Source organism: Streptomyces altiplanensis, from assembly GCF_053591575.1.
Genome location: NZ_JBSFUB010000088.1, coordinates 1 through 20,845 on the forward strand (window position 1 = coordinate 1; position 20,845 = coordinate 20,845).

Here is a 20,845-nt window from a genome sequence, read left to right on the forward strand (position 1 = left end):
ACGGCGGCCATGAAGACGATCTGGAGCACGTTCAGCTCGGTGAACGGCGTGATGACGTCGGTCGGCACGATGCCGGTCAGGAAGTCGATCCAGGATCGGAGATCTCGCGCGGTTCGCGGTTCGTGGTTCGCTCGGCAGGCAGTCGGGCCGGCAGGTCGTCCTCAGGTACGGAAACCGCGGGGGTTGTGCTCACGCGGGAAGGCGGTCCGGCCGGACCGCCCGCGGCCGGACCCGTATGTCCGGGCCACCCGGCCTGCTCCTACACTCCGGACCATGTTGCGCGCACTGGCTGTCGACGACGAACGACCGGCACTGGAGGAACTCCTCTACCTGCTGCGTGCCGACCCCCGGGTCCGCAGCGCCGAAGGGGCCACCGACGCCACCGAGACCCTCCGCCGGATCAACCGCGCACTCGACGCGGGACCCGACGGCGACGACGCCATCGACGTCGTCTTCCTCGACATCCACATGGCCGGACTCACCGGCCTCGACGTCGCACGGCTCCTCGCCGGGTTCGCCCGCCCGCCGCTCATCGTCTTCGTCACCGCCCACGAGGGCTTCGCCGTCCAGGCCTTCGACCTCAAGGCCGTCGACTACGTGCTCAAGCCGGTCCGCAGGGAGCGCCTCGCCGAGGCCGTGCGCCGCGTCTGCGACCAGGTCGACGCGAGCCCCGCCCCCGCGGCGACGGCCCCGCCCGCCGTCCTGCCGCAGACCGCCGCCGACCAGATCCCCGTGGAACTGGGCGGCGTCACCCGCTTCATCCCGATCGGCGACATCGCGTACGTCGAGGCGCAGGGCGACTACGCCCGCCTCCACACACACGCCGGCAGCCACCTCGTCCGCATCCCGCTCTCCACCCTGGAGGAGCGCTGGGCCGCCCGCGGCTTCGTCCGGATCCACCGGCGCCACCTCGTCGCCCTGGGCCGCATCGACGAACTGCGGCTGGACGCCGGGGCGACGACCGTACGCGTCGGCGACGCCGAACTCTCGGTGAGCCGCCGCCACGCGCGCGAGCTCCGCGACCTGCTGATGCGCCGCGCGCGCGGCTGACCGCCGGCCCTCCCCGGGCCGCCGTTCACCGCCGTACAACCGCCGCCCGCCGACCCGGACCCGCCGACGGCCCGCGCTGCCCCGCGCGTCGCCTACGCTCGGTCGGGCCACCGTCCCGAGGAGCCCGATGTCCGAACTCGACGCGCTGCTGGAGGAGCTCCGCGGCCTGCCGCCGACCCGGCCGTCCGACGCGCGCGACCTTGAAGCGCTGCTGACCGGGGTCAAGAGCGCGGCGGGCCGCTGGGCCGATGTGCTGTACGAGGTGCAGGAGTCCGCGCGGAGCGTCGCCGGGCCGCGCACCGCCGCCGCCCTGGAGGTCGCCTTCCGCAGGGCCGAGGAGTCGTACGTCGAGCTGGAATTCGCGCTGCGCGACTGCGTCCGGAAGACCGGCCGCCACCAGCTCGGCCGCTGACCCTACCCACCGTAATCACCGCTGCGTAGACTCGCGCCGATGTCCGCAGACCAGCCGTCCCCAGACCGCCCGCAGCCCCGCCGCGAAACCGTCACCGGAGTGCCCCGCAGCGCCCGCAGGCCGCCCGGGCACGCCCCGGCGCGGTCCGAGATCACCGAGCAGACCACCCTGGGAGCGACGTACGTACGCTCCCTGATGCGCAGCCAGCTGCGGACGGCACTGATCTCGCTGGGCGCGCTCACGCTCCTCGTCGGCTCGCTGCCCCTGCTCTTCGCGCTGCCGGAGGTCTTCACCGCTTCCGACCTGCCGTCGCCCGCTCCCTTCGTCTGGGCGACGCTCGGCGTGGGGGTCTACCCGGTCATGTGGCTGATCGCCCGCTGGTACGTCCGGCGCGCGGAGCGCAACGAGCGCGCGTTCACCAGGCTCGTCGAAGGGCGCTGAGTGAACCAGGCGTACGCGGTGGCCGCCGTCACCGTCGTCGTGCTCGCCACCGTGCTCATCGGCGCGCTCGGCCTGCGCATATCCCGCACCACCTCGGACTTCTACGTCGCGTCCCGCAGCGTCAAGCCCGGCCTGAACGCCGCCGCCATCAGCGGCGAGTACCTCTCCGCCGCCTCCTTCCTCGGCGTCGCCGGCCTGGTCCTCCTCCAGGGCCCCGAAATGCTCTGGTACCCGGTCGGTTACACCGCCGGGTACCTCGTCCTCCTCGTCCTCGTCGCGGCCCCGCTGCGCCGCTCCGGGGCGTACACCCTCTCCGACTTCGCCGAGGCCCGCCTCGAATCCCCGCAGGTCCGCAAACTCGCCAGCCTCTTCGTCGTCGGCATCGGGTGGCTCTACCTGCTGCCCCAGCTCCAGGGCGCCGGCCTGACCCTGGAGATACTCACCGGAGCGCCCGACTGGGTCGGCGGCCTCGTCGTGGCGCTCGTGGTGACCGGGGCGGTGGCGGCCGGCGGGATGCGCAGCATCACCTTCGTGCAGGCCTTCCAGTACTGGCTCAAGCTCACCGCACTGCTTGTCCCCGCGCTCTTCCTCACCGTCGCGTGGCTGGGTGACGACGCCCCGCGCGCCCGGTTCGCGGAGCCCGCGACCTTCCGCGCGCACACGGAGGTACGGATCGACGACACCGTACGCATCGACCTCGCCCGGCCGCTGCGCGTCACCGTGACCGGCACCGTCGACGGCCGGCGCCACGACGGCACGTCCCTCGCCCTCGACGCGGGCGTCCACCGCATCGGCGCGGGTACGGAACTGGGCTTTCCCGCGCACGCCCAGGTCCCCCGGAAGGCGGACGCCGAACGGACGGGCGCGTCCAGCTGGTCGCAGTCGCCGGCCGGCAGCCGCGAGGACCACCCGCTGTACGCGACGTACGGGCTGATCCTCGCCACCTTCCTCGGCACCATGGGGCTGCCGCACGTCGCCGTGCGCTTCTACACCAGCCCCAACGGCACCGCCGCGCGCCGCACCACCCTCGTCGTCCTCGGACTGGTCGGCGTCTTCTACCTGCTGCCCCCGGTGTACGGCGCGCTCGGCCGGATCTACGCCCCCGAGCTGTCCCTCACCGGGGAGGCGGACGCCGCCGTCCTCGTCCTGCCCGACCGGATCGTCGGCGGCGTCGGCGGCGACCTGCTCGGGGCGCTGCTCGCGGGCGGGGCGTTCGCGGCGTTCCTGTCCACCGCGTCGGGGCTGACCATGTCGGTCGCGGGCGTCCTGACCCAGGACGTCCTCCCGCCCCGCGGCGTACGGCACTTCAGGCTCGCCACCGTCATCGCCATGGCGGTGCCGCTCGGCCTGAGCATCGTGACGGTCAACGTGCCGGTCGCCGACGCCGTGGGCCTGGCCTTCGCCGTGTCCGCGTCCTCCTTCTGCCCGCTCCTCGTCCTCGGTATCTGGTGGCGGGGGCTCACCCCGCCGGGCGCCGTGGCCGGTCTCGTCGTCGGCGGCGGGGCCGCGCTGACCGCCGTCATGGCGACCAGGGCGGGGCTCCCGGCGGACGGCTGGCCGCACTCGCTGCTGGCCTGGCCCGCCGTCTGGTCGGTGCCGCTCGGTTTCCTGACGATGGTGCTGGTGTCGCTGGCGACCCGTGACCGCATACCTGCCGGGACCGCCGCGACCCTGGCCAGACTTCACCTGCCGGAGGACCTGATGACGAAGACCGACACGGGAGCGGGCGGGCGGCGATGACCGGAATCGACATCGCGTCGCTGGCCGCCGCCGGCGCCGTGCTCCTCGCCGCGGGCGTCGTTCTCGGCCGGGTCACCGCCGGCCGCGGGCGCGGCGAGGACCTGGACCTCGGTACGCCCGTCGAGCGCGCCACCTTCCACACCCTGCACACCGCCTCGCTCGCCGCGCCCCCGCTGCGCGCCGGCCTCACCGAGGACACCGCCCGCAAGGCCGCCCGCCGGCTGCGTTCCCTGCTGGGCACCGAGGCGCTGTGTCTCACCGACCGCGAGTCCGTGCTCGCGTGGGACGGGCCCGGCGGCGATCACCACAGAGAGCTGGTGATGCGGCGGGTACGGGAGATGCTCGACTCCGGGCGGAGCCAGAGCCTGCGCAGCGACTGCGACGACCTCCAGTGCCCGCTGCGGTGGGTGGTGATCGCGCCGCTGACCGGTGAGGAAGGGGTGCTGGGCGCGCTCGTCGCGTACGGGTCGCGGGAGTCGGCCGTCCTGGTGAGAGCCGCCACCGAGGTGGCCCGCTGGGTGTCCGTACAGCTGGAACTGGCCGAGCTCGACCGCTCACGCACCCGGATCGTCGAGGCGGAGATCCGCGCCCTGCGCGCCCAGATATCGCCGCACTTCATCTTCAACTCGCTCGCCGCCATCGCCTCGTTCGTCCGCACCGACCCCGAGCGCGCCCGCGAGCTGCTCCTGGAATTCGCGGACTTCACCCGCTACTCCTTCCGCCGGCACGGCGACTTCACCCGCCTCGCCGACGAGCTGCGCTCCATCGAGCAGTACCTGGCGCTGGCCGGTGCCCGCTTCGGCGACCGCCTCAAAGTGACGCTCCAGGTGGCCCCCGAGGTGCTGCCGGTCGCGCTGCCCTTCCTCTGTCTCCAGCCGCTCGTCGAGAACGCCGTCAAGCACGGTCTGGAGGATTCCAGGGACGAGTTCAAGGTCACCATCGCGGCCCGGGACGCGGGCGCCGAGGCCGTGGTGGTGATCGAGGACAACGGTGTCGGCATGGACCCGGAGCGGCTGCGACGGATCCTCGCGGGCGAGCACACCACCTCGTCCGGCATCGGCCTGTCCAACGTCGACGAGAGGCTGCGCCAGGTGTACGGGGACGACTACGGCCTCGTGATCGAGACGGGCGTGGGCGCGGGCATGAAGATCACGCTGCGGTTTCCCAAGTACCGCGCGGGGGTGCACCCGGCGGCGCCCGCCGGACGCGACCGTGATCAGAAGAGGTGGATGGCGAGATGACCGAGCGGCAGCCCCAGCTGCCAGGCCGGGGTCCACACCTGCTCGCTCTCGTCCACGCCGAGGTCCGCCGCCCGGTGCGGTGGGAGCGCGCCGCCGAGGTCGGCGGCGAGGAGCTCCGTCTCGCCGAGCCACCGCCATGACGCCAGGGCCAGTTCCAGATCGGGGCTGACCAGCGCCACTTCCCCGGGGCCGGCCCCGGCGGTGCGGTCGGCGAACCGCTCCCGCACCCATGACTCCCAGGGGTGGCCGTACGTGGTGAGCGAGAGCCACTCGTCCAGGCTGGAGACGACGCGGATGCCGGACAGCTCGTCCGAACTGTCGGAGAGATAGACGGTGAGCGCCAGGGTCTCCCGGCCGGCTCTGAACTCCAGCGTGCCGGGCGGGACCAGATTGCCCGTCCGCAGCAGTTCGTCGGCGATGTACTCGGCGTACAGCCAGGCCATCGGTACCGCGATCTTCTCTCCGCTGGTGCCATTCGTACTCTCGGGCAGCACAGCACTCCACCTTCTCCCGCACTGAATCTGTTCTGTGTTTCCTGGGGTACCGCCGAGCTTTCACTCTCGAAGACGCACAGCGTGCCGTCTTTACTCAACTTGACGCTGTCGTTTCGAAATCGGCCTGCTCTGCACGGGTACGGGAGGGTGAGGACGTGTCCAGTGGTGCGGGCGGGACGCAGGTGCCTCAGGCGGCGTCGCGACCGTATCCGGGAAGCACCTTACGCAGGGCGCGCAGGGCGTAGTACGTACGGGACTTGACCGTGCCGGCCGGTATGCCGAGCGCTTCGGACGCCTCCGCCACGGACCGGCCGCGGAAGTAGACCTGTGTCAGCACCTCGCGGTGCTCGCACCGCAGCGCCTTGACGGCCTCGCGCACATCGAGAGCCGTCACCGAGCGCTCCACGTGGTCGTCGGGGAGCGCGGACTGTTCGAGTACGTCGCACCCGACCTCGTGCGGCCTCGCGCGCCTCGCCCGCCGGGCGTCGATCGCGAGCCTGCGGCCCACCGTGAAGAGCCAGGGGCGCATCGAGCCGTGGTCGCTCGCCAGCGCCTCCGGATGCTGCCAGGCGCGTACCAGGGTTTCCTGGAGGAGATCCTCGGCGCGCTGGCGGTCCCCGTACGTGAGGCCCAGCAGAAAGCCGAACAGCGCCCTTCCGTGCTCGCGCTGGAGGTCGGCGATGGCTCGTTCGTGGGTGTGCTGTTCGAGGGGGGAGGGCACCGTTGACGTCCCTTCGGGAGACCGGGTGGCCGTTGGCCGGACGGCGGCGAAGATATCCGCTGCCCGGCGGATGCGCGGCGGTGCGGGAAGCGGCGGCCGAACGGGCGGCAGGGGCCGTGCGGTGAGCGGTCGAACGGTGCGATGAATGGCACGACGAACGGTCGCAATCGTGCGTCTGTTCCGGTGACGGAAACGGCCGTGTCGCTTGACACGCCGGGGACCGGTCTATGGATTCATTCGTCCTATAGTCATATAAAACGGAAGTCGGTCCGATGGCGAAGAGAAAGCTGCGAGGGGTGGCGGCCACGGCCGCGCTGCTGATCCTGGGCGTCACCGCGTACACCGGATGCACCGGCGGCCTGCCGACGGCGCGCGTGCCCGCCCCGGAGGGAGAGCTGGCGGGCGGCGCGGGACGCCAGCAGCGGGGCTTCACCCTCGTCGCATCGGGCGACGTGCTCCCGCACGCGTCGATCATCCGGCAGGCCCGTGCCGACGCGGGCGGCGACGGCTACGACTTCGCGTCGATGTTCACCGGCGTGAAACCGGTCGTCTCCGAGGCCGACCTGGCGATCTGCCACATGGAGACGGTGTACGGCCCCGACGGCGGCCCGTACACCGGCTATCCCGCCTTCCAGTCGCCGCCCGAGGTGGCCGAGGGGCTGCGCGCCACCGGCTACGACTCCTGCTCCACCGCCTCCAACCACACCCTGGACGCGGGCGCCGAGGGCATCGACAGGACCCTCGGCGCGCTCGACAAGGCCGGCATCAAGCACGCGGGTTCGGCGCGGACGGCGGCCGAGGCCCGGAGGCCCGCCTGGCTGAAGGGCGGCACCGCCAAGGTCGCCCAGCTCGCGTACACCTACGGCACGAACGGCTATCCGCTGCCCGAGGAGCGGCCGTGGGCGGTGAACCTGATCGACCGGGAGAAGATCGTCGCCGACGCGCGGGCGGCCAGGAAGGCGGGCGCCGACGTGGTCGTCGTCTCGCTGCACTGGGGCACGGAGTGGCAGGACGACCCCGACGAGCAGCAACTGGAGCTCGGCAGGGCGCTCACCGCGTCGAAGACCGGCGACCGCCCCGACATCGACCTGATCCTCGGTACGCACGCGCACGTCCCGCAGGCGTACGAGAAGGTCAACGGCACCTGGATCGTCTACGGCATGGGCGACCAGATCGCCGGGGCGATGGTCGACCACTCGGGCGCGTACGACCCGCGCGGCAACCAGGGCACCATCGGCCGCTTCACCTTCGCCCCGCCCGCACGGCCGGGGCAGCGCTGGGACGTGCGCAAGGCGGAGTTCATCCCGCAGTGGTTCGACACGCAGGAGGGGCGGGCGGTGAACCTCAACACGGCGATCGCGGGCGGCGCGGACCACGCGGAGGTACGCGACCGGATCCGCCGGATCGTCCTCGGCCGGGACGCGGCCGAGGACGGTCTGAGGATGGGGAAGTAGCCGGGGCCGCTACTCCTCGCCGCGCTTCTCCACCGCGGGCGGTGTCTTCGCCAGCGCCGACTTCCGGTACGAGTAGGCGAAGTAGATGACCAGGCCGAGCGCGAACCACGCGGCGAAGCGGAGCCAGGTCTCCCAGGCCAGGAACGTGATCAGCCAGAGCGAGAACACCACCCCGATCGCCGGCACGAACGGCATGCCGGGAGTGCGGAAGCTGCGCGGCAGGTCCGGCTGCCGGTAGCGCAGCACGATCACCGCGGTGCACACCACGGCGAACGCCAGCAGGATTCCGATGTTGGTCAGTTCGGCCGCCTCGCCGATCGGCAGGAACCCGGCGATCAGCGCCGAGGCGACCCCCACGATCCAGGTCACCCGGACCGGCACGTGCCGCGTCGGGTGCGTCTTGGCGAACCAGCGGGGCAGCAGCCCGTCGCGGCTCATCGAGAACCACACCCGGGTGACACCCAGCATGAAGGTGAACATCACCGTGAGGATGCCGATGATGGCGCCCACCGCGATCACGTCCGCGAGCGCACCGAGCCCCACCGACTGGAACGCCGTCGAGAAGCCGCTCTCCGGGTCGATCTCCGTGTAGTTCTGCATGCCGGTGAGCACCAGGGTGGCCAGTACGTACAGCACCATCGAGATCGCGAGCGAGTACAGGATCGCCTTCGGCATGTGGCGCTGCGCGTCCTTGGACTCCTCGGCCGCCGTCGACATGGCGTCGTACCCGAAGACCGCGAAGAACACCGTCGCCGCACCGGTGAAGGCCCCGCCGACCCCGAACGGGAAGAAGGGGCTGTAGTTGCCGGTGTTGACGTGGAAGAAACCGACGACGATCACGAGCAGCACGACCAGGACCTTCAGCACCACCACGACCGTCTCGAAGCGCGCGGCGCTCTTGATGCCCAGCGTCAGCAGGTACGCGATGAACAGGCACAGCACCGCCGCGAACAGGTCGACCTTGTGGCCCGCGCCGGTGCCGGGCGCGCCCAGCATCCAGACGGGCAGCTCGGCTCCCATGTCCTCGATCAGGAAGTTGAAGTAGCCGGAGATGCCGATCGCGACCACCGCCACGATCGCCGTGTACTCCAGCAGCAGGTCCCAGCCGATGAACCAGCCCGCGAGCTCACCGAGGACCGCGTAGCCGTAGGTGTACGCCGAACCCGCCTTCGGGATCATTCCCGCGAACTCGGCGTAGGAGAAGGCCGCGGCCGCGCTCGCCACGCCCGCGATCAGGAAGGAGATGAGCACCGCCGGGCCCGCCGTGCCGTTCGCGACCGTACCGGCGAGGGTGAAGATGCCCGCGCCGATGATGCCGCCGACGCCGATCGCGGTGAGCTGCCAGAGGCCCAGGGTTCTGGTGAGCCGCTCGCCGGCGTCGCCCGGCCCCTCCTCCTCGATCTGTTCGATCGGCTTGCGGCGCAGTACGCCCCGTCCCGTCCGGAGTCCGGCCATGAGTGATCCCTCCGCAGGCGACTGTCGGCTGATGGCGGGCTCATGATGACCCGGGGGAGGCCGGGGCGAAAGGCGGCGTACGCCAAGTGGAGTCCTGTTCCGCCGCGGTTACGGCACGACGGTGACGGGCCAGCGCCCCGCCTTCACCAGCCGCAGCGCCACCGAGCCGATGAACCGGTGGCCCGCCGACTCCGAGGCCCCGACGACCACGGCGTCCGCCTTGAGCTCGTCGGCCGCCGCCACCAGGCCGTTGTACGGGTCGCCGCGGAAGGTGTGGAACTCCCAGCGCACCTCGAAGGTGCCCTTCGCCCGCTCCGCCGCGGTGCGGACCTCCGCCATCAGGTCCTGCGCGATCTCCTCGGCCGTGTCCGCGAGCGGCACCCCGACCCCGAGCGCGGCCCCGGCCGACATCAGCGGCTGTACGTAGACCAGAGCCAGCAGCGCGTTCTGCCGGCGGGCGAGACCCGCCGCGTACGCGGCCGCGCGGAGCGAGGAGTCGGATCCGTCCAGGCCCGCGACGATCACCTTGGGGCCGTCGGTCCCGCGTTCGAACTGGTGGCGCTGCTGCTCTGTCACAGCAGGGAGGTTATCCGGCGCCTGCGGGCTCGTCCCATCGGGTGCTTCGGCCACCGCCGCCGGTGTGGGCCGGGCCGCGGGCCCTGCGGCCGTGCGAGCTATAAGTCATGAAAAACGATCAGATTAATCCGGGGCGCCGGGCGATGCTGCGCCTCGCCGCCTGCCTGGGGGCCGTCACCGTCGTGCGGTTCCTGGGCCCGGACCGGGCCGAGGCACCGAGCCGCTTCCCGTCGGGACCGCCGCCCGCGGCGGGGCCGCAGGCCGCCCCGCCGGTCAGGGCCTCGGCGTACCGGCTGCGGCCCATGACGGCGTACGCACCGCCCAGTTCCGTGCTCACGCGCCCGCCGGTGCGCCGGCGGCCCTTCCTGCGGATGGCGGGGATCGGCCGCTCCATGGTGCTGACCTTCGACGACGGACCGGACCCGCGCTACACCCCGGCCATCCTGCGCACGCTGCGGCGCTACGACGTACGCGCGATGTTCTTCGTGTGCGGGGAGATGGCCGTCCAGAACCGGGACCTGCTGCGGGAGATGGCCGACGACGGGCACGTGGTCGGCAACCACTCCTGGTCCCACCCGTTGATCCCGCGGCTGTCACCGGACGGCATCCGCTCCGAGCTGGGGCGGACGAGCGAGATCGTCGAACGGACCGTCGGGGACGCCCCCGACTGGTACCGCGCGCCGTACGGCGCCTGGAACCGCCGCTCCTTCGAGATCGGCGCGGAGCTGGGCATGGAACCGCTCGGCTGGACCGTCGACACGCTGGACTGGCGCGAGCCGGGCGCCAGGGCCATCGTCCGCCGGGTGCGCGACGGCGCGGGCCCCGGCGTGGTGGTGCTCTCGCACGACGCGGGGGGCAACCGGCAGCAGAGCGTGGCGGCGCTGCGGACGTACCTGCCGCAGCTGCTCGACGCGGGCTACCGCATCACGGTGCCCGGCACCGCGCCCCGGGCGTGAGTGCCTTCCGGGCGCCTTCCTGACCGCTGTCCCCGGATCTCCGCCTGGTCGTCACCCGTCAGCGGGTGGCGACCAGGTGGGCGAAGGCGACGACGTTGCCGGTGTAGCCGTCCGTCTTCGAGTAGCCGCCGCCGCAGGTGATCACGCGCAGCTCCGGCCGGCCCGTGTCGCCGTACACCCGGGGGCCGGGGAAGTTCTCCTTCGAGAAGACCTCGACGCCGTAGATCTTGAAGACCGCGACCTGGCCGTCGTAGCGGGTCACCTCGATGCGGTGGCCCTTCTTGAGCGAGCCCAGGTTGAAGAAGACGGCGGGTCCGGCGGCGTTGTCGACATGGCCGACGATCACCGAGGTGCCCCGCTGACCCGGGGAGACACCGTTCTGGTACCAGCCCGCGAGGTTGGGGTCCTCCGGCGGCGGCGCGTCGATCCAGCCCTCCGCGTCGAGCCCCACGTCCACGATGGGCGCGTCGACGCGGATGTCGGGAAGGCGGATCCGGGAGGCCGGGGCGTACGGCAGGGGCTGGAGGGAGGGAGTGAGGGTCGTGGCTCCGGCGGTGTCGGGGCGGGGGGTGTCCAGGGCGGCGGCCGACGCGGGCTGCGGAGGTCCGAGCGAGACGTCGACGCCGTTGCGCATCAGCGCGAGGCCGGTGAGCATGACGAGGGCCAGGACTCCCCACGGTGAGCGTTTCCTCGGCTCCGAGCCGTTGTACTCCTGGCCCATGGTGCTCCCTTCGACGCGTCTGTACGGACGCTAAGTGCGGGGGGTGGGGGCGGCGAGGCGTGAGGGGCGAACGGGTGGCGCGGCGACCCCGGGTGGTCCATCCGTGGCGCATCCGTGTAACTCGTCGTACAAGATATCTGACGGTGTGTGACCTGCGGCTCCGTCAGTTCCGGACGTGTCGCACCGGCGTGTCGCCTCACCGGGGTGGACCAGTCCCGAAATGCAGGATTTGTGTACCGAGGTGAGTGTTCGTCATGGGAGGCGTTCTCGTCGACCTTCCCGGAGCACCGCTCCGGGGCGCCGCCCATGGAGGTTCTACGATGCGTGTTCCACGCGCCTGCCTGGTGACCGTGACGGCCTGCGCGGCGGTCGGACTCGTCGCCCCCACCGCTGCCGCCACCAACGGCCCGCGCAACGTCAACGTCAATCCGTACTCGGTCCACCAGGGCGCCGTGATGACGATCAGCGCCTCGGGGTGCGGTCACGGCGGCACCGTCACGTCCAACGCCTTCAAGAAGCCCGCCCGCCTCTCGGCCAGCGACACCACGTCGTACGCCACCGCCAAGATCAAGCACAACGCCACTCCGGGCCACTACAACCTGGCCGTCAAGTGCAACGACAACCCGAGGGTGGCGACCCACCCGTTCACCGTTCTCGAGGGCCGCGGCGCACAGGGCGGCATCGGCGGGTCCCTCGGCCCCTCCGACACGGAGATGAAGGTCGGGGCCGGTCTTGTCACCGCGGCGGCCATCGGCGGCGGCCTCTTCATCGTGCGCAGGCGCCGTCTCAACCACGCCGGGGTCTGAGCGCTGCCCGGCTGCCGGCGAGTCCGTAAGTCCGTACGTGTGTGAACGCCCGTCGCCCCGTGTCCTCGTCAGGACGCGGGGCGACGGGCGCGTGGGGCGGCCGGGTGCCGCACGGCCGGCGGTCAGTGCTGCCGGTTGCTGTTGCTGCGGCGGCGGCGCAGCACGAAGACCGCGCCGCCCACGGCCGCGGCGACCAGCGTGGCGCCCGCGGCGATCTCCCCCGCGTTCATGCCGCCGACGCTGCCGCCCACGCCGCCCCTGGCCGGGCCGGCCGGGGTGGTGGTCACGCTGGTGGGCATGGCGGTGGTGGCAGTGGCGGTGGGCGTGCGGGTGGGGCTGGCCGTCGGGCTGGAGCCGCCGGTGATGGTGAGGTCCGACGTGTCCGTCTCACCGTTGCAGGCGTACGTCACGAGGTAGACGGCACCGCGTCTGGCGTCCCAGTCGACCGTGGCTGTCGCCGTTCCTCCCATGGGGATCCTGGTGGGGTCGAACACCGCGGAAGACGCGATCGCGTCACCGTTGCAGCCCGTGACGGCCAGAGTGACCTGGCCGCCCGGGGCGATGGTGGAAGGGGTGGCGGTGCCGGACACCACAGGCGCCTTGCCGTCCACGGCCGTGGCGGCCGGGGTGGTGAACGAGAGAGCGGCGAGGCCGAGCGCGGCGGCCGATGCGAGACGTATCGCGCGCATGGACAATCCTCCGGGTCCTCGAGGGGCAGCGGCGGAATCTTTATCCACACATGACAGGAAATGCTCCTCGATACCCCACACGCTAGGAGCGACGGTGGCGGCGCGCGATCACAGTCGCGCAAATGGGGCATCGGGGCAGACCGGACGGCGTACTGCCGGGACCCGTCGCACTGGGGCGGTGCCCCGCTTCAGTGAAGATCCGGCCCTGCCGCCTGGGGAAGCTCGGCGGGAACAAGGGCGTCACGGCGGCGCTCGCCGACGTGGTGAAGATCCTCAGCAGGGAACCGACGCCCCTCGTGAACGGTTACGTCTTCCTCGCGACGGATGCCGGCCCCGGCCGGCCGCGGGGCTTCGCCTCCCGGCCGGCCGGGCAGATCGCGGGAAACCCGCACACGGTCATGTTCGCCTGGGCCCGGTGGAAGTCCTTCGCCGCCTTCCTGGAATCCGCCGACGCGACGTGGCGGGCGAACTGAGGACGCGGTCGCCGTCGGTGGCGGGCGGCCGTACGGTGTCACGCCGGCGGGGTCACCCGGAGGCGTTCGGGAGCAGGTCGAGGAGCGGTGAGGCGGTGGCCGAGAGGCCGCGGCCGAAGGGGGCGTCGAAGTCCCAGATGAGGAAGAGCAGGAAGGCGATCAGGGCGCTGTAGAGGCCGGCCAGGAGGAGTTCGCGCGGGGTGCGGCGGATCTGGAGGGTGAAGATCAGGCCGACCGCCACCAGGGCTCCGATGATCAGACCGAACCAGACCACGCCGGGCATGGTGGCCTCCGCGCCCTGGCCCCGGACGCTCCTGGCGTCGTCGACCGCGGCCACCTGGTCGACCAGGGGCTGGTAGGCCTGGCCCTCGTGGTCGGTCTTCGGCACGTAGTCGGTGACGTCACGGCGCACCTGGTCGAGGAGTTCGGTGCCGCGCTCCGAGAGGCTGCCGTGGTCGGCCATGTGGCGCCATTCGGTGTGGACGACGTACGTGACGTACGCGTCGACGTCGGCGCGGATGCGGTCGCGGACCTCGGCGGGGTAGACCTCCGAGCGGGCACTGATCTCGTGCAGGGCCTGGGCCTCCTGGCGTACCGACTCCTGGGCGGCGCCGCGGCCCTCCCAGACGCCGGCGATGGCGAGGCCCAGGACGATCGCGTAGACCACGCCGATCATCATCGTCATGTACTCGATGACGTCGGGCGTCTCGGACGGGTCGTCGTCATCGCCGACGCGGCGGTTGTTGATGACCGTGATGGTGAGGACGACCGCGCAGGCGGCCGCCATCGCGATGCTCAGAACGAGCCATTCCGACATGGGGTTCTCCGTCGGCTAGCGGGAGCGGGGGCGCAGTACGGCGGCGGCGAATACCGCGGGGGCCGTGATCAGGAGGGTGAGGGAGACCAGAGAGGGTCCGGTGTCGGGCTCCTTGCGGGTGGCCTTCCGGTACACGGGAATGGCGACCGGGGTGGTGGCGGCCGGTTTCGGCCGGGCGGACGGAGTGGGGGCGGGGTGGGGGGTGGGCGCGAGGGAGGGCTTGGGGGCGGACGGTGTTGGTGCGACGGGTGGGGGAGGCGGTGGTGGCGGGGGAGGAGGAGGCGCGGGTGCCGGTTCGGCGGGCGGAGGGGGCGGTGGAGGCGGCGGTGGAGGGGGCGGTGGAGGCGGTGGGGGAGGCGGTGGGGGAGGCGGAGGTGGAGGGGGTGGAGGTGGAGGAGGCGGCGGAGGTGAAGGCGGCGGAGGCGGCTGGGGCGGAGGTTCCGGGGAGGGCGGCGGTGGCGGTGGCGGAGGAGGCTTCGGTTTCGGGCCCGCCGTGCAGGTCCCACTTCCCGCCACGGCGACCGCCGAGCCCGACGACGCCTCACCGTTCGGCGAAATGGAGGCGTACGCACAGCTGTCGGCCGCGGACGGAACAGGGCTCAGCAGCAGCCAGGTCAGGGTGGTGGCGGCCAACAGGCGTCCCAGGGGCGGAGAGTGCACGTCGGGATCATGGTCGGAGTGCGCCTCCGGCACGCCGTAACTGCTCCTGATTCCCCTGATGGATGGGACTTTCACGGTTTTGCGTTCGTGATCGCCCTGCCTGTGCATCGGAGATCATGGGGAATTTCGCGAACGCTTTGAACACCTGGGTGCCCTTCGCCCGTACCTAGGGCCATGAGCGGCGCACTGCAGCGTCGCGACTCAACCCCGGTGCACAGGAGTCGACATGAAGACCTGGCGGAACGTCTCGCTCGCGGTGACGGCGGCGGCTGTGATGGTGCTGACGGCGGCGTGCGGTCAGGACAAGGCGACCGAGTCCCCCAACGGCCAGTCCGTGGGCAATGCCAACCCCGCGCGACAGCCCGCGGAGAACGGCTACGGCTCGGGCAACGGCTACGCCGACGCACCCGGTGAACAGGCCGCCGCGCCCAGGGCCGCGGGCCGGCTCGCCGTCTGGGACAGCAAGAAGCTCGGCAAGGTCGTCACCGACAGCAGGGGATTCACGCTGTACCGGTTCGACAAGGACACCGCCAGTCCGCCGAAGTCGAATTGCGACGGCGACTGTGCGAAGGCCTGGCCGGTGGTGCCCGCGGGTGATGCCACGGCCGCCCCCGGCACCGATGCCTCGGCGATCGGCGAGGTGGCCAGGGCCGACGGCACCAAGCAGCTCACCATCGGCGGCTGGCCCATGTACCGCTTCGCCAAGGACACCGAGCCCGGCGACGCCAAGGGCCAGGGCGTCGGCGGCACCTGGTTCGCCTCCGCCCCCGACGGGAAGAAGGCCGCACCGGGCGCGGCGGGCGGCACGCAGGACGACGCCGCCGAGAACCCCTCCGGCCTCGCGGGCATGTCCGTACGCCAGGACCCCGACCTCGGCGACATCGTGGTCGATTCCAAGGGGATGACGGTCTACCGGTTCAAGAAGGACTCGGCCTGGCCGATGAAGACGGCCTGCACCGGCGCCTGCCTGGACAAGTGGCCGGTCGTCCCGCCGGTGGGGAAGAACGACACCGACGGCATCCTCAAGAAGGGCTTCGTCGTCTTCGACCGCCCCGACGGTGTCCAGCAGCAGACGATCGACTGCTGGCCCGTCTACACCTTCTCGGGCGACGCGAAGCCGGGTGACACCAACGGCCAAGGGGTCGGCGGCACTTGGTACGCGGTCTCGCCCGAGGGCAAGCTGGTCGGCGCCCCCGCGTAGTTCCGGCAGCGTCCCCGCGCTGTGGTGCCCGGCCGGGCCGGCCCGTCCTTCCGCTTCGTGCGGTGGGCGGGCCGGTCGTATGTGTCGCACATGCCGGTGGAGTGTGACCCAGAACGGACCGTCAATTTCCGTTTTTGCTCGCTCTGATGCCTGCCGATCAGTAGCCTCGGCTCGAACGCCGGTCTTGGCCATGACCGGACGTCCCGTGGCGATGAGTTGGAGACATTGATGGAGCGACCCGCCTGGGCACCCCAGGGCATCGACCTCTCGGTGCCGAGCGTGTCCCGGATCTACGACTTCTACCTGGGCGGTTCGCACAACTTCGAGGTCGACAGGGAGGCGGCCCGCAAGGCCATGGAGTTCATGCCGGGCCTCCCGAAGGTCATGCAGGCGAACCGGGCGTTCATGCGCCGCGCGGTGCGCTTCGCGGTCGGCGAGGGCATCACCCAGTTCCTCGACATCGGATCCGGCATACCGACCTTCGGCAATGTCCACGAGGTCGCCCAGGCCGCCGACCCCGGGGCCCGCGTGGCGTACGTCGACCACGACCCGGTCGCCGTCGCGCACAGCCGGGCCGTGCTCGCGGGCAACGACCGGGCCGGCATAGCCGCGGCCGACCTGCGCAAGCCGCAGGAGATCCTGAACGACCCCGTGGTCGGCGGACTCATCGACCTGGACCGGCCGGTGGCGCTGCTGCTCGTCGCCGTACTCCACTTCGTCGAGGACGCCGACGATCCGCAGGCCGCCGTCGCCACCCTGCGCGACGCCCTCGCGCCGGGAAGCGTCGTGATCCTGACCCACGCCTCCTACGAGGGGATCCCGATCCCCGAGGAGCAGGCGGGCGGCACGGTCGGGGTCTACAAGGACATCAAGAACCCGCTGGTCATGCGCTCGCGCGAGGAGATCGCACGGTTCTTCGAGGGGTACGCGATGGTCGAGCCGGGACTCGTCCCGATGCCGGACTGGCGGCCCGAGATCCCGGCCGCGCAGGAGGATCCGTACGCCTACTCGGGCTATGCAGGGGTGGGACGCAAGCAGTGAGCGTGCCAGCACAGGCGCCGGGGCCCGGATCCGGGCCGGCCGCCGAGCAGGGAGCCGCGGGCGGCCCCGACGAGGGACCCGGCGACAGACTCGACGACAGGCTCGGCCGGTTCGCGACGATCTGGAGCCGGGCCGTCTTCCCCGTCACCGCCACCTCCATGACCCGCCCCGAGGTCGAACGGCACCTGCTGCCGCTCGCCCGGAAGCTGAGCGAGGCTCTGCACCGGCGGCCCTTCGACACCACGCCCGCGTACGAGGTCGGCGCCGCCCTGGTCGCCGCGCACTGCACCGACCCGGACGCCCTCGTCCGTACGCTCGGAGTGGTCGACTCCTACCTGGTGCTGTACTGCGCCGGGGAGGACGACTCGCCCGCCGAGGCCGAGGAGCAGCGGGCCCGCTGCGCCCGGCTCCAGCACGCCGTCGCCGCCGGCTTCGCGCAGGCCCTCCGTGAGCGCACCCTCGCCGAGCAGGAGGCCCTCGCACGGTCGTCGCTCCTGGCGAGCACCGAGGCGCAGAAGGCACTGCACGCCACCGAGACCCGGTTACGCGCGGTCTTCGAGGGCGCGGCGATCGGCATCGGCATCGCCGACCTCGACGGCAACGTCCTGGAGGTCAACGACGCGCTCATGCGGATGTTCGGCGGGCTCGGTCACCACGTGCGCGGCAAGAAGGTGAGCGAGTGGGTCCATCCCGAGGACACGCCCCACGTGTGGCGGCTGTACGGCGAACTGGTGCGGGGCGAACGCGAGAACTACCGCGTCGAGAAGCCGTACTACCGCACCGACGGCACCGTCCTGTGGACCAACCTGACGGTCTCGCTGCTGCGCGACGCCGACGGGAAGCCGCAGTACCAGCTGGCGCTCATGGAGGACACCACCGAGCGGCGGCTGCTCAATCTTCGGCTCCGCTACGAGGCCACCCACGACGCGCTGACGGGTCTGCCCAACCGCACGCTGTTCTTCGAGCGCCTGGAGAAGGCGCTGTCCGCGGGCGACGGCATGCGCTTCGGCCTGTGCTACCTCGATCTCGACGGCTTCAAGGCGGTCAACGACAGCCTCGGCCATTCGGCGGGCGACCGGCTCCTCGTGGAGGTCGCCGACCGGCTGCAGAGCTGCGCGACGGCGCCCGGCGAGATGGTGGCCAGGCTCGGCGGTGACGAGTTCGTGGCGCTGACCACGGGCCCCGACACCCGCCAGGAGGTGGACGAGCTCGCCGCCCGCATCCTGACCGCGCTGTCGGCCCCGATCCGCATCGAGGGCCGTGACCTGACCGTACGCGGCAGCATCGGCATCGTCGAGGGGCCGGCGGGCGAACGCGGTCCCGCCGAGGTGCTGCGGAGCGCCGACATCACCATGTACCGCGCCAAGTCGGCGGGCGGCAACCGCTTCGAGACGGCCGACGCGGAGGCGGACGCCCGCGCCATCACCCGGCACGGACTCACCAATGCCCTGCCCGCCGCGCTGGAGCGGGGCGAGTTCTTCATCGAGTACCAGCCGCTGGTGCATCTCGGCGACGGCAGTGTGCACGGCGCGGAGGCACTGGTGCGCTGGTGCCACCCGCAGCACGGCGTCCTCGGCCCCGACCGGTTCATACCGCTCGCCGAGCACACCGGGCTGATCGTGCCGCTCGGCCGCTGGGTGCTCGAAGAGTCCGTACGCCAGGCCAGGTTCTGGCAGAAGCGCCACTCCGACGGCGGTCCGCTGCGCATCAACGTGAACCTCTCACCGATGCAGTTGCGCCACCCCGGTCTGGTCTCCGACACGGTGGAGGTGCTGGAGCGGGCGGGCCTGGAGCCGAGCGCGCTGTGCCTGGAGGTCACCGAGTCGGCGCTGATCGGCGCCGACGACGACCTGCTCAAGCCGCTGCGCCGGCTCGCCGAGATGGGCGTGGACATCGCGCTCGACGACTTCGGCACCGGCTACTCCAACCTCGCCAATCTGCGCAGGCTGCCGGTGAGCGTGCTCAAGCTGGACCGTTCCTTCACCCGGTCCATGCAGCAGCATCCGGCCGACACCGTCGACCTGAAGATCGTCGAGGGCATCGTGGCACTGGCACACAGTCTGGACCTGGACGTGACGGTGGAGGGCGTGGAGACGGGCGCACAGGCCGCGCAGCTGCGCGAGCTGGGCTGCGACACCGCGCAGGGCTGGTACTACGCCAGGCCCGGCGCGCCCGACCGCATTCACACCTTGCTGCTGGCCGACGCCGTCTGACGGACGCGGGAAGCGAGGAGGACGTTCTGCAGCTCGCGGGCCGCGCGCGGCGGGTCCACGTCGCTGCGGTGCGCGAGGGCGATCGTACGGCTCAGGCCGGGCCGGGCGAGGGGCGTGACCCGCAGGTCGCGCCCCGCCCGCGCGGCCACCATGCGGGGCACGACCGCGAGCCCGAGCCCGGCCCGTACGAAGCCGAGCACGGCGTCCATCTCGCCGCCCTCCACCGTGAACGACGGCTCGAAGCCCTCGGCCCGGCAGGCGGCGACGGTCAGCTCGCGAAGGTCGTAGCCGTGCCGGAACATCACCATCGGCTCGCCCTCCAGGTCGGCGACGCGTACGGACCTGCCGTGTCCGGGACGGGGGACCGACGCGGCGGAGACCACCACCAGGTCCTCGTGCAGCAGCTCGACGGTGGTCAGGGCGGGGGACGGCGTCGGCAGCGGCAGTACGACCAGGGCGAGGTCGAGCGCGCCGCGCGCCAGTTCCCGTACGAGATCGTGCGAGCCGCTCTCCTCGATCAGCAGTTGGATGCCGGGATGCAGGTCGTGGAAGGTGCGCAGGACGTCGGGGAGCAGCCCCGTGCACAGGCTCGGCGTCGCGCCGAGCCGCACCCTGCCGCGCCGCAGCTGGGCCAGCTCCTGGACCTCGTGGCGGGCGGTGTCGGCGTCGGCGAGGATGCGCCGGGCCAGCGGCAGCAGGGCCTCGCCGGCGTCGGTGAGGGCGATGTTGCCGCGGGCGCGGGTGAAGAGGTCCGCGCCCAGTTCCTTCTCCAGCGCGCGGATCTGCTGGGAGAGGGACGGCTGGGAGACGTGGACCTGCTCGGCGGCGTGCGTGAAGTGCAGGGTCTCGGCGACGGTCACGAAGTAGAGGAGTTGCTGGAACTGCATGGCACCACCCTAGCCACGATAGGCCACGCCTATGGACTTGAGCCGAACCATGTCTTGGACCTCTGACACCTCCGGGCCTTAGCGTCAACGGCATGGCACTGGCTACGCGGACGGAACGGCAACCGTCTCTCACGCGCTCCTTCTGGGGATCGACCGTCGGCAAGAAGACGGTGATGGCCGTGAGCGGCCTGATCATGCTGATGTACCTGGTCGCCCACATGCTCGGCAACCTCAAGATCTTCTTCGGTTCCGGCGAGTTCAACACCTACGCGCACTGGCTGCGGACCATGGGCGAGCCCCTCCTGCACTACGAGTGGGCGCTGTGGGCCGTGCGCGTGGTGCTGCTCGCTGCGGTGGTGCTGCACGGCGTCGCGGCGTACCAGCTCAGCAGGCGCGACATCGCGGCGCGGCCGAGCAAGTACGTGCACAAGCGGCGACGGGCGAGCTACGCGACGCGCACCATGCGCTGGGGCGGGATCATCCTCGCGCTGTTCATCGTGTGGCATCTGCTGGACCTGACGACGCTCACGGTGAACGAGAACGCGCAGCCGGGGCGCCCGTACGAGAACGTCGTCGCGACCTTCTCCACCTGGTACGGCAACGTCATCTACCTCGTGGCGATGCTCGCCGTCGGACTCCACGTGCGGCACGGCTTCTGGAGCGCCGCGCAGACGCTGGGCGTGGGGAACGCGCGGCGCGACCGGATCCTCAAGACCGTGGCCAACGGCCTCGCACTGGTGCTGACCGCCGGATTCGTCTCCGTGCCGGTCGCCGTCATGACTGGAGTGGTGGGCTGA

The 20,845-nt window shown here is 71.7% G+C and carries 21 protein-coding genes; 13 read left to right on the forward strand and 8 right to left on the reverse strand.

Annotation, left to right across the window (positions count from 1 at the left end):
• The first annotated feature begins 273 nt into the window (after positions 1 to 273).
• The 5 genes from ACWD0Y_RS28645 to ACWD0Y_RS28665 all read left to right on the forward strand — a co-directional run bounded on the left by ACWD0Y_RS28645 (position 274) and on the right by ACWD0Y_RS28665 (position 4,884).
• On the forward strand, positions 274 to 1,050 hold the full coding sequence (locus ACWD0Y_RS28645; RefSeq protein WP_450263221.1) for a LytR/AlgR family response regulator transcription factor: 777 nt from the start codon (positions 274 to 276) through the stop codon (positions 1,048 to 1,050).
• Between the two features lie 127 nt (positions 1,051 to 1,177).
• Positions 1,178 to 1,462, forward strand: a complete 285-nt coding sequence (locus ACWD0Y_RS28650; protein WP_450263222.1) for a hypothetical protein — start codon at positions 1,178 to 1,180, stop codon at positions 1,460 to 1,462.
• A gap of 39 nt (positions 1,463 to 1,501) precedes the next feature.
• On the forward strand, positions 1,502 to 1,903 hold the full coding sequence (locus ACWD0Y_RS28655; RefSeq protein WP_450263223.1) for a hypothetical protein: 402 nt from the start codon (positions 1,502 to 1,504) through the stop codon (positions 1,901 to 1,903).
• Positions 1,904 to 3,643: a sodium/solute symporter gene (locus ACWD0Y_RS28660; RefSeq protein ID WP_450263224.1), complete on the forward strand. Its 1,740-nt coding sequence runs from the start codon at positions 1,904 to 1,906 to the stop codon at positions 3,641 to 3,643.
• Entirely contained in the window at positions 3,640 to 4,884 is a 1,245-nt protein-coding gene (locus tag ACWD0Y_RS28665; protein WP_450263225.1) for a sensor histidine kinase, read from the forward strand. The genes ACWD0Y_RS28660 and ACWD0Y_RS28665 overlap by 4 nt, the downstream gene beginning before the upstream one ends.
• On the opposite strand, the gene ACWD0Y_RS28670 is transcribed toward ACWD0Y_RS28665, so the two are convergent.
• Positions 4,860 to 5,327: a hypothetical protein gene (locus ACWD0Y_RS28670; RefSeq protein ID WP_450263246.1), complete on the reverse strand. Its 468-nt coding sequence runs from the start codon at positions 5,325 to 5,327 to the stop codon at positions 4,860 to 4,862. The genes ACWD0Y_RS28665 and ACWD0Y_RS28670 overlap by 25 nt on opposite strands.
• Before the next feature lie 238 nt (positions 5,328 to 5,565).
• Positions 5,566 to 6,099 carry a sigma-70 family RNA polymerase sigma factor gene (locus ACWD0Y_RS28675; protein WP_450263226.1) on the reverse strand — a complete coding sequence of 178 codons (534 nt, stop codon included), beginning with the start codon at positions 6,097 to 6,099 and terminating at the stop codon, positions 5,566 to 5,568.
• 272 nt (positions 6,100 to 6,371) lie between these two features.
• Here ACWD0Y_RS28675 and ACWD0Y_RS28680 point away from each other — a divergent pair, with 272 nt between their 5' ends.
• The gene (locus ACWD0Y_RS28680) at positions 6,372 to 7,553 is read left to right on the forward strand and encodes a CapA family protein (RefSeq protein ID WP_450263227.1); all 1,182 of its coding nucleotides are present in this window, start codon (positions 6,372 to 6,374) and stop codon (positions 7,551 to 7,553) included.
• A 9-nt stretch (positions 7,554 to 7,562) separates the two neighbouring features.
• On the opposite strand, the gene ACWD0Y_RS28685 is transcribed toward ACWD0Y_RS28680, so the two are convergent.
• Positions 7,563 to 9,008, reverse strand: coding sequence for an amino acid permease (locus tag ACWD0Y_RS28685; RefSeq protein ID WP_450263228.1), 1,446 nt, complete (start codon positions 9,006 to 9,008; stop codon positions 7,563 to 7,565).
• 108 nt (positions 9,009 to 9,116) lie between these two features.
• On the reverse strand, positions 9,117 to 9,584 hold the full coding sequence (locus tag ACWD0Y_RS28690; protein WP_450263229.1) for a universal stress protein: 468 nt from the start codon (positions 9,582 to 9,584) through the stop codon (positions 9,117 to 9,119).
• A gap of 107 nt (positions 9,585 to 9,691) precedes the next feature.
• Between ACWD0Y_RS28690 and ACWD0Y_RS28695 the strand changes: the two genes are divergently transcribed.
• Positions 9,692 to 10,540 (forward strand): polysaccharide deacetylase family protein, encoded by an 849-nt coding sequence (locus tag ACWD0Y_RS28695; RefSeq protein WP_450263230.1) that lies wholly within the window; start codon positions 9,692 to 9,694, stop codon positions 10,538 to 10,540.
• 58 nt (positions 10,541 to 10,598) lie between these two features.
• On the opposite strand, the gene ACWD0Y_RS28700 is transcribed toward ACWD0Y_RS28695, so the two are convergent.
• Positions 10,599 to 11,261: a class F sortase gene (locus tag ACWD0Y_RS28700; RefSeq protein WP_450263231.1), complete on the reverse strand. Its 663-nt coding sequence runs from the start codon at positions 11,259 to 11,261 to the stop codon at positions 10,599 to 10,601.
• 320 nt (positions 11,262 to 11,581) lie between these two features.
• Between ACWD0Y_RS28700 and ACWD0Y_RS28705 the strand changes: the two genes are divergently transcribed.
• Positions 11,582 to 12,067, forward strand: a complete 486-nt coding sequence (locus ACWD0Y_RS28705) for a hypothetical protein (RefSeq protein ID WP_450263232.1) — start codon at positions 11,582 to 11,584, stop codon at positions 12,065 to 12,067.
• A 122-nt stretch (positions 12,068 to 12,189) separates the two neighbouring features.
• Here the strand turns inward: ACWD0Y_RS28705 and ACWD0Y_RS28710 are convergent, their stop codons facing one another.
• Complete coding sequence (locus ACWD0Y_RS28710; RefSeq protein ID WP_450263233.1) at positions 12,190 to 12,756, reverse strand: hypothetical protein; 567 nt, start codon at positions 12,754 to 12,756, stop codon at positions 12,190 to 12,192.
• 191 nt (positions 12,757 to 12,947) lie between these two features.
• On the opposite strand from ACWD0Y_RS28710, the gene ACWD0Y_RS28715 reads away from it, so the two are divergent.
• The gene (locus ACWD0Y_RS28715) at positions 12,948 to 13,229 is read left to right on the forward strand and encodes a hypothetical protein (protein ID WP_450263234.1); all 282 of its coding nucleotides are present in this window, start codon (positions 12,948 to 12,950) and stop codon (positions 13,227 to 13,229) included.
• Between the two features lie 52 nt (positions 13,230 to 13,281).
• Here ACWD0Y_RS28715 and ACWD0Y_RS28720 read toward each other — a convergent pair whose 3' ends face one another.
• Entirely contained in the window at positions 13,282 to 14,046 is a 765-nt protein-coding gene (locus tag ACWD0Y_RS28720; RefSeq protein WP_450263235.1) for a bestrophin-like domain, read from the reverse strand.
• Positions 14,047 to 14,932: 886 nt separating this feature from the next.
• Between ACWD0Y_RS28720 and ACWD0Y_RS28725 the strand changes: the two genes are divergently transcribed.
• The 3 genes from ACWD0Y_RS28725 (at position 14,933) to ACWD0Y_RS28735 (ending at position 19,161) form a co-directional block, all read left to right on the forward strand.
• Positions 14,933 to 15,907: an SCO0930 family lipoprotein gene (locus ACWD0Y_RS28725; RefSeq protein WP_450263236.1), complete on the forward strand. Its 975-nt coding sequence runs from the start codon at positions 14,933 to 14,935 to the stop codon at positions 15,905 to 15,907.
• Between the two features lie 228 nt (positions 15,908 to 16,135).
• Entirely contained in the window at positions 16,136 to 16,948 is an 813-nt protein-coding gene (locus ACWD0Y_RS28730; protein ID WP_450263237.1) for an SAM-dependent methyltransferase, read from the forward strand.
• Positions 16,945 to 19,161 carry a putative bifunctional diguanylate cyclase/phosphodiesterase gene (locus tag ACWD0Y_RS28735; RefSeq protein WP_450263238.1) on the forward strand — a complete coding sequence of 739 codons (2,217 nt, stop codon included), beginning with the start codon at positions 16,945 to 16,947 and terminating at the stop codon, positions 19,159 to 19,161. Before ACWD0Y_RS28730 ends, ACWD0Y_RS28735 begins: the two co-directional genes overlap by 4 nt.
• Here the strand turns inward: ACWD0Y_RS28735 and ACWD0Y_RS28740 are convergent.
• Positions 19,131 to 20,048 (reverse strand): LysR family transcriptional regulator, encoded by a 918-nt coding sequence (locus ACWD0Y_RS28740; protein WP_093797541.1) that lies wholly within the window; start codon positions 20,046 to 20,048, stop codon positions 19,131 to 19,133. The two genes, ACWD0Y_RS28735 and ACWD0Y_RS28740, sit on opposite strands and share 31 nt — an antisense overlap.
• Positions 20,049 to 20,140: 92 nt before the next feature.
• Here ACWD0Y_RS28740 and ACWD0Y_RS28745 point away from each other — a divergent pair, with 92 nt between their 5' ends.
• A complete protein-coding gene (locus tag ACWD0Y_RS28745; RefSeq protein WP_450263239.1) occupies positions 20,141 to 20,845 on the forward strand; it encodes a succinate dehydrogenase cytochrome b subunit in 705 nt (234 codons plus the stop codon).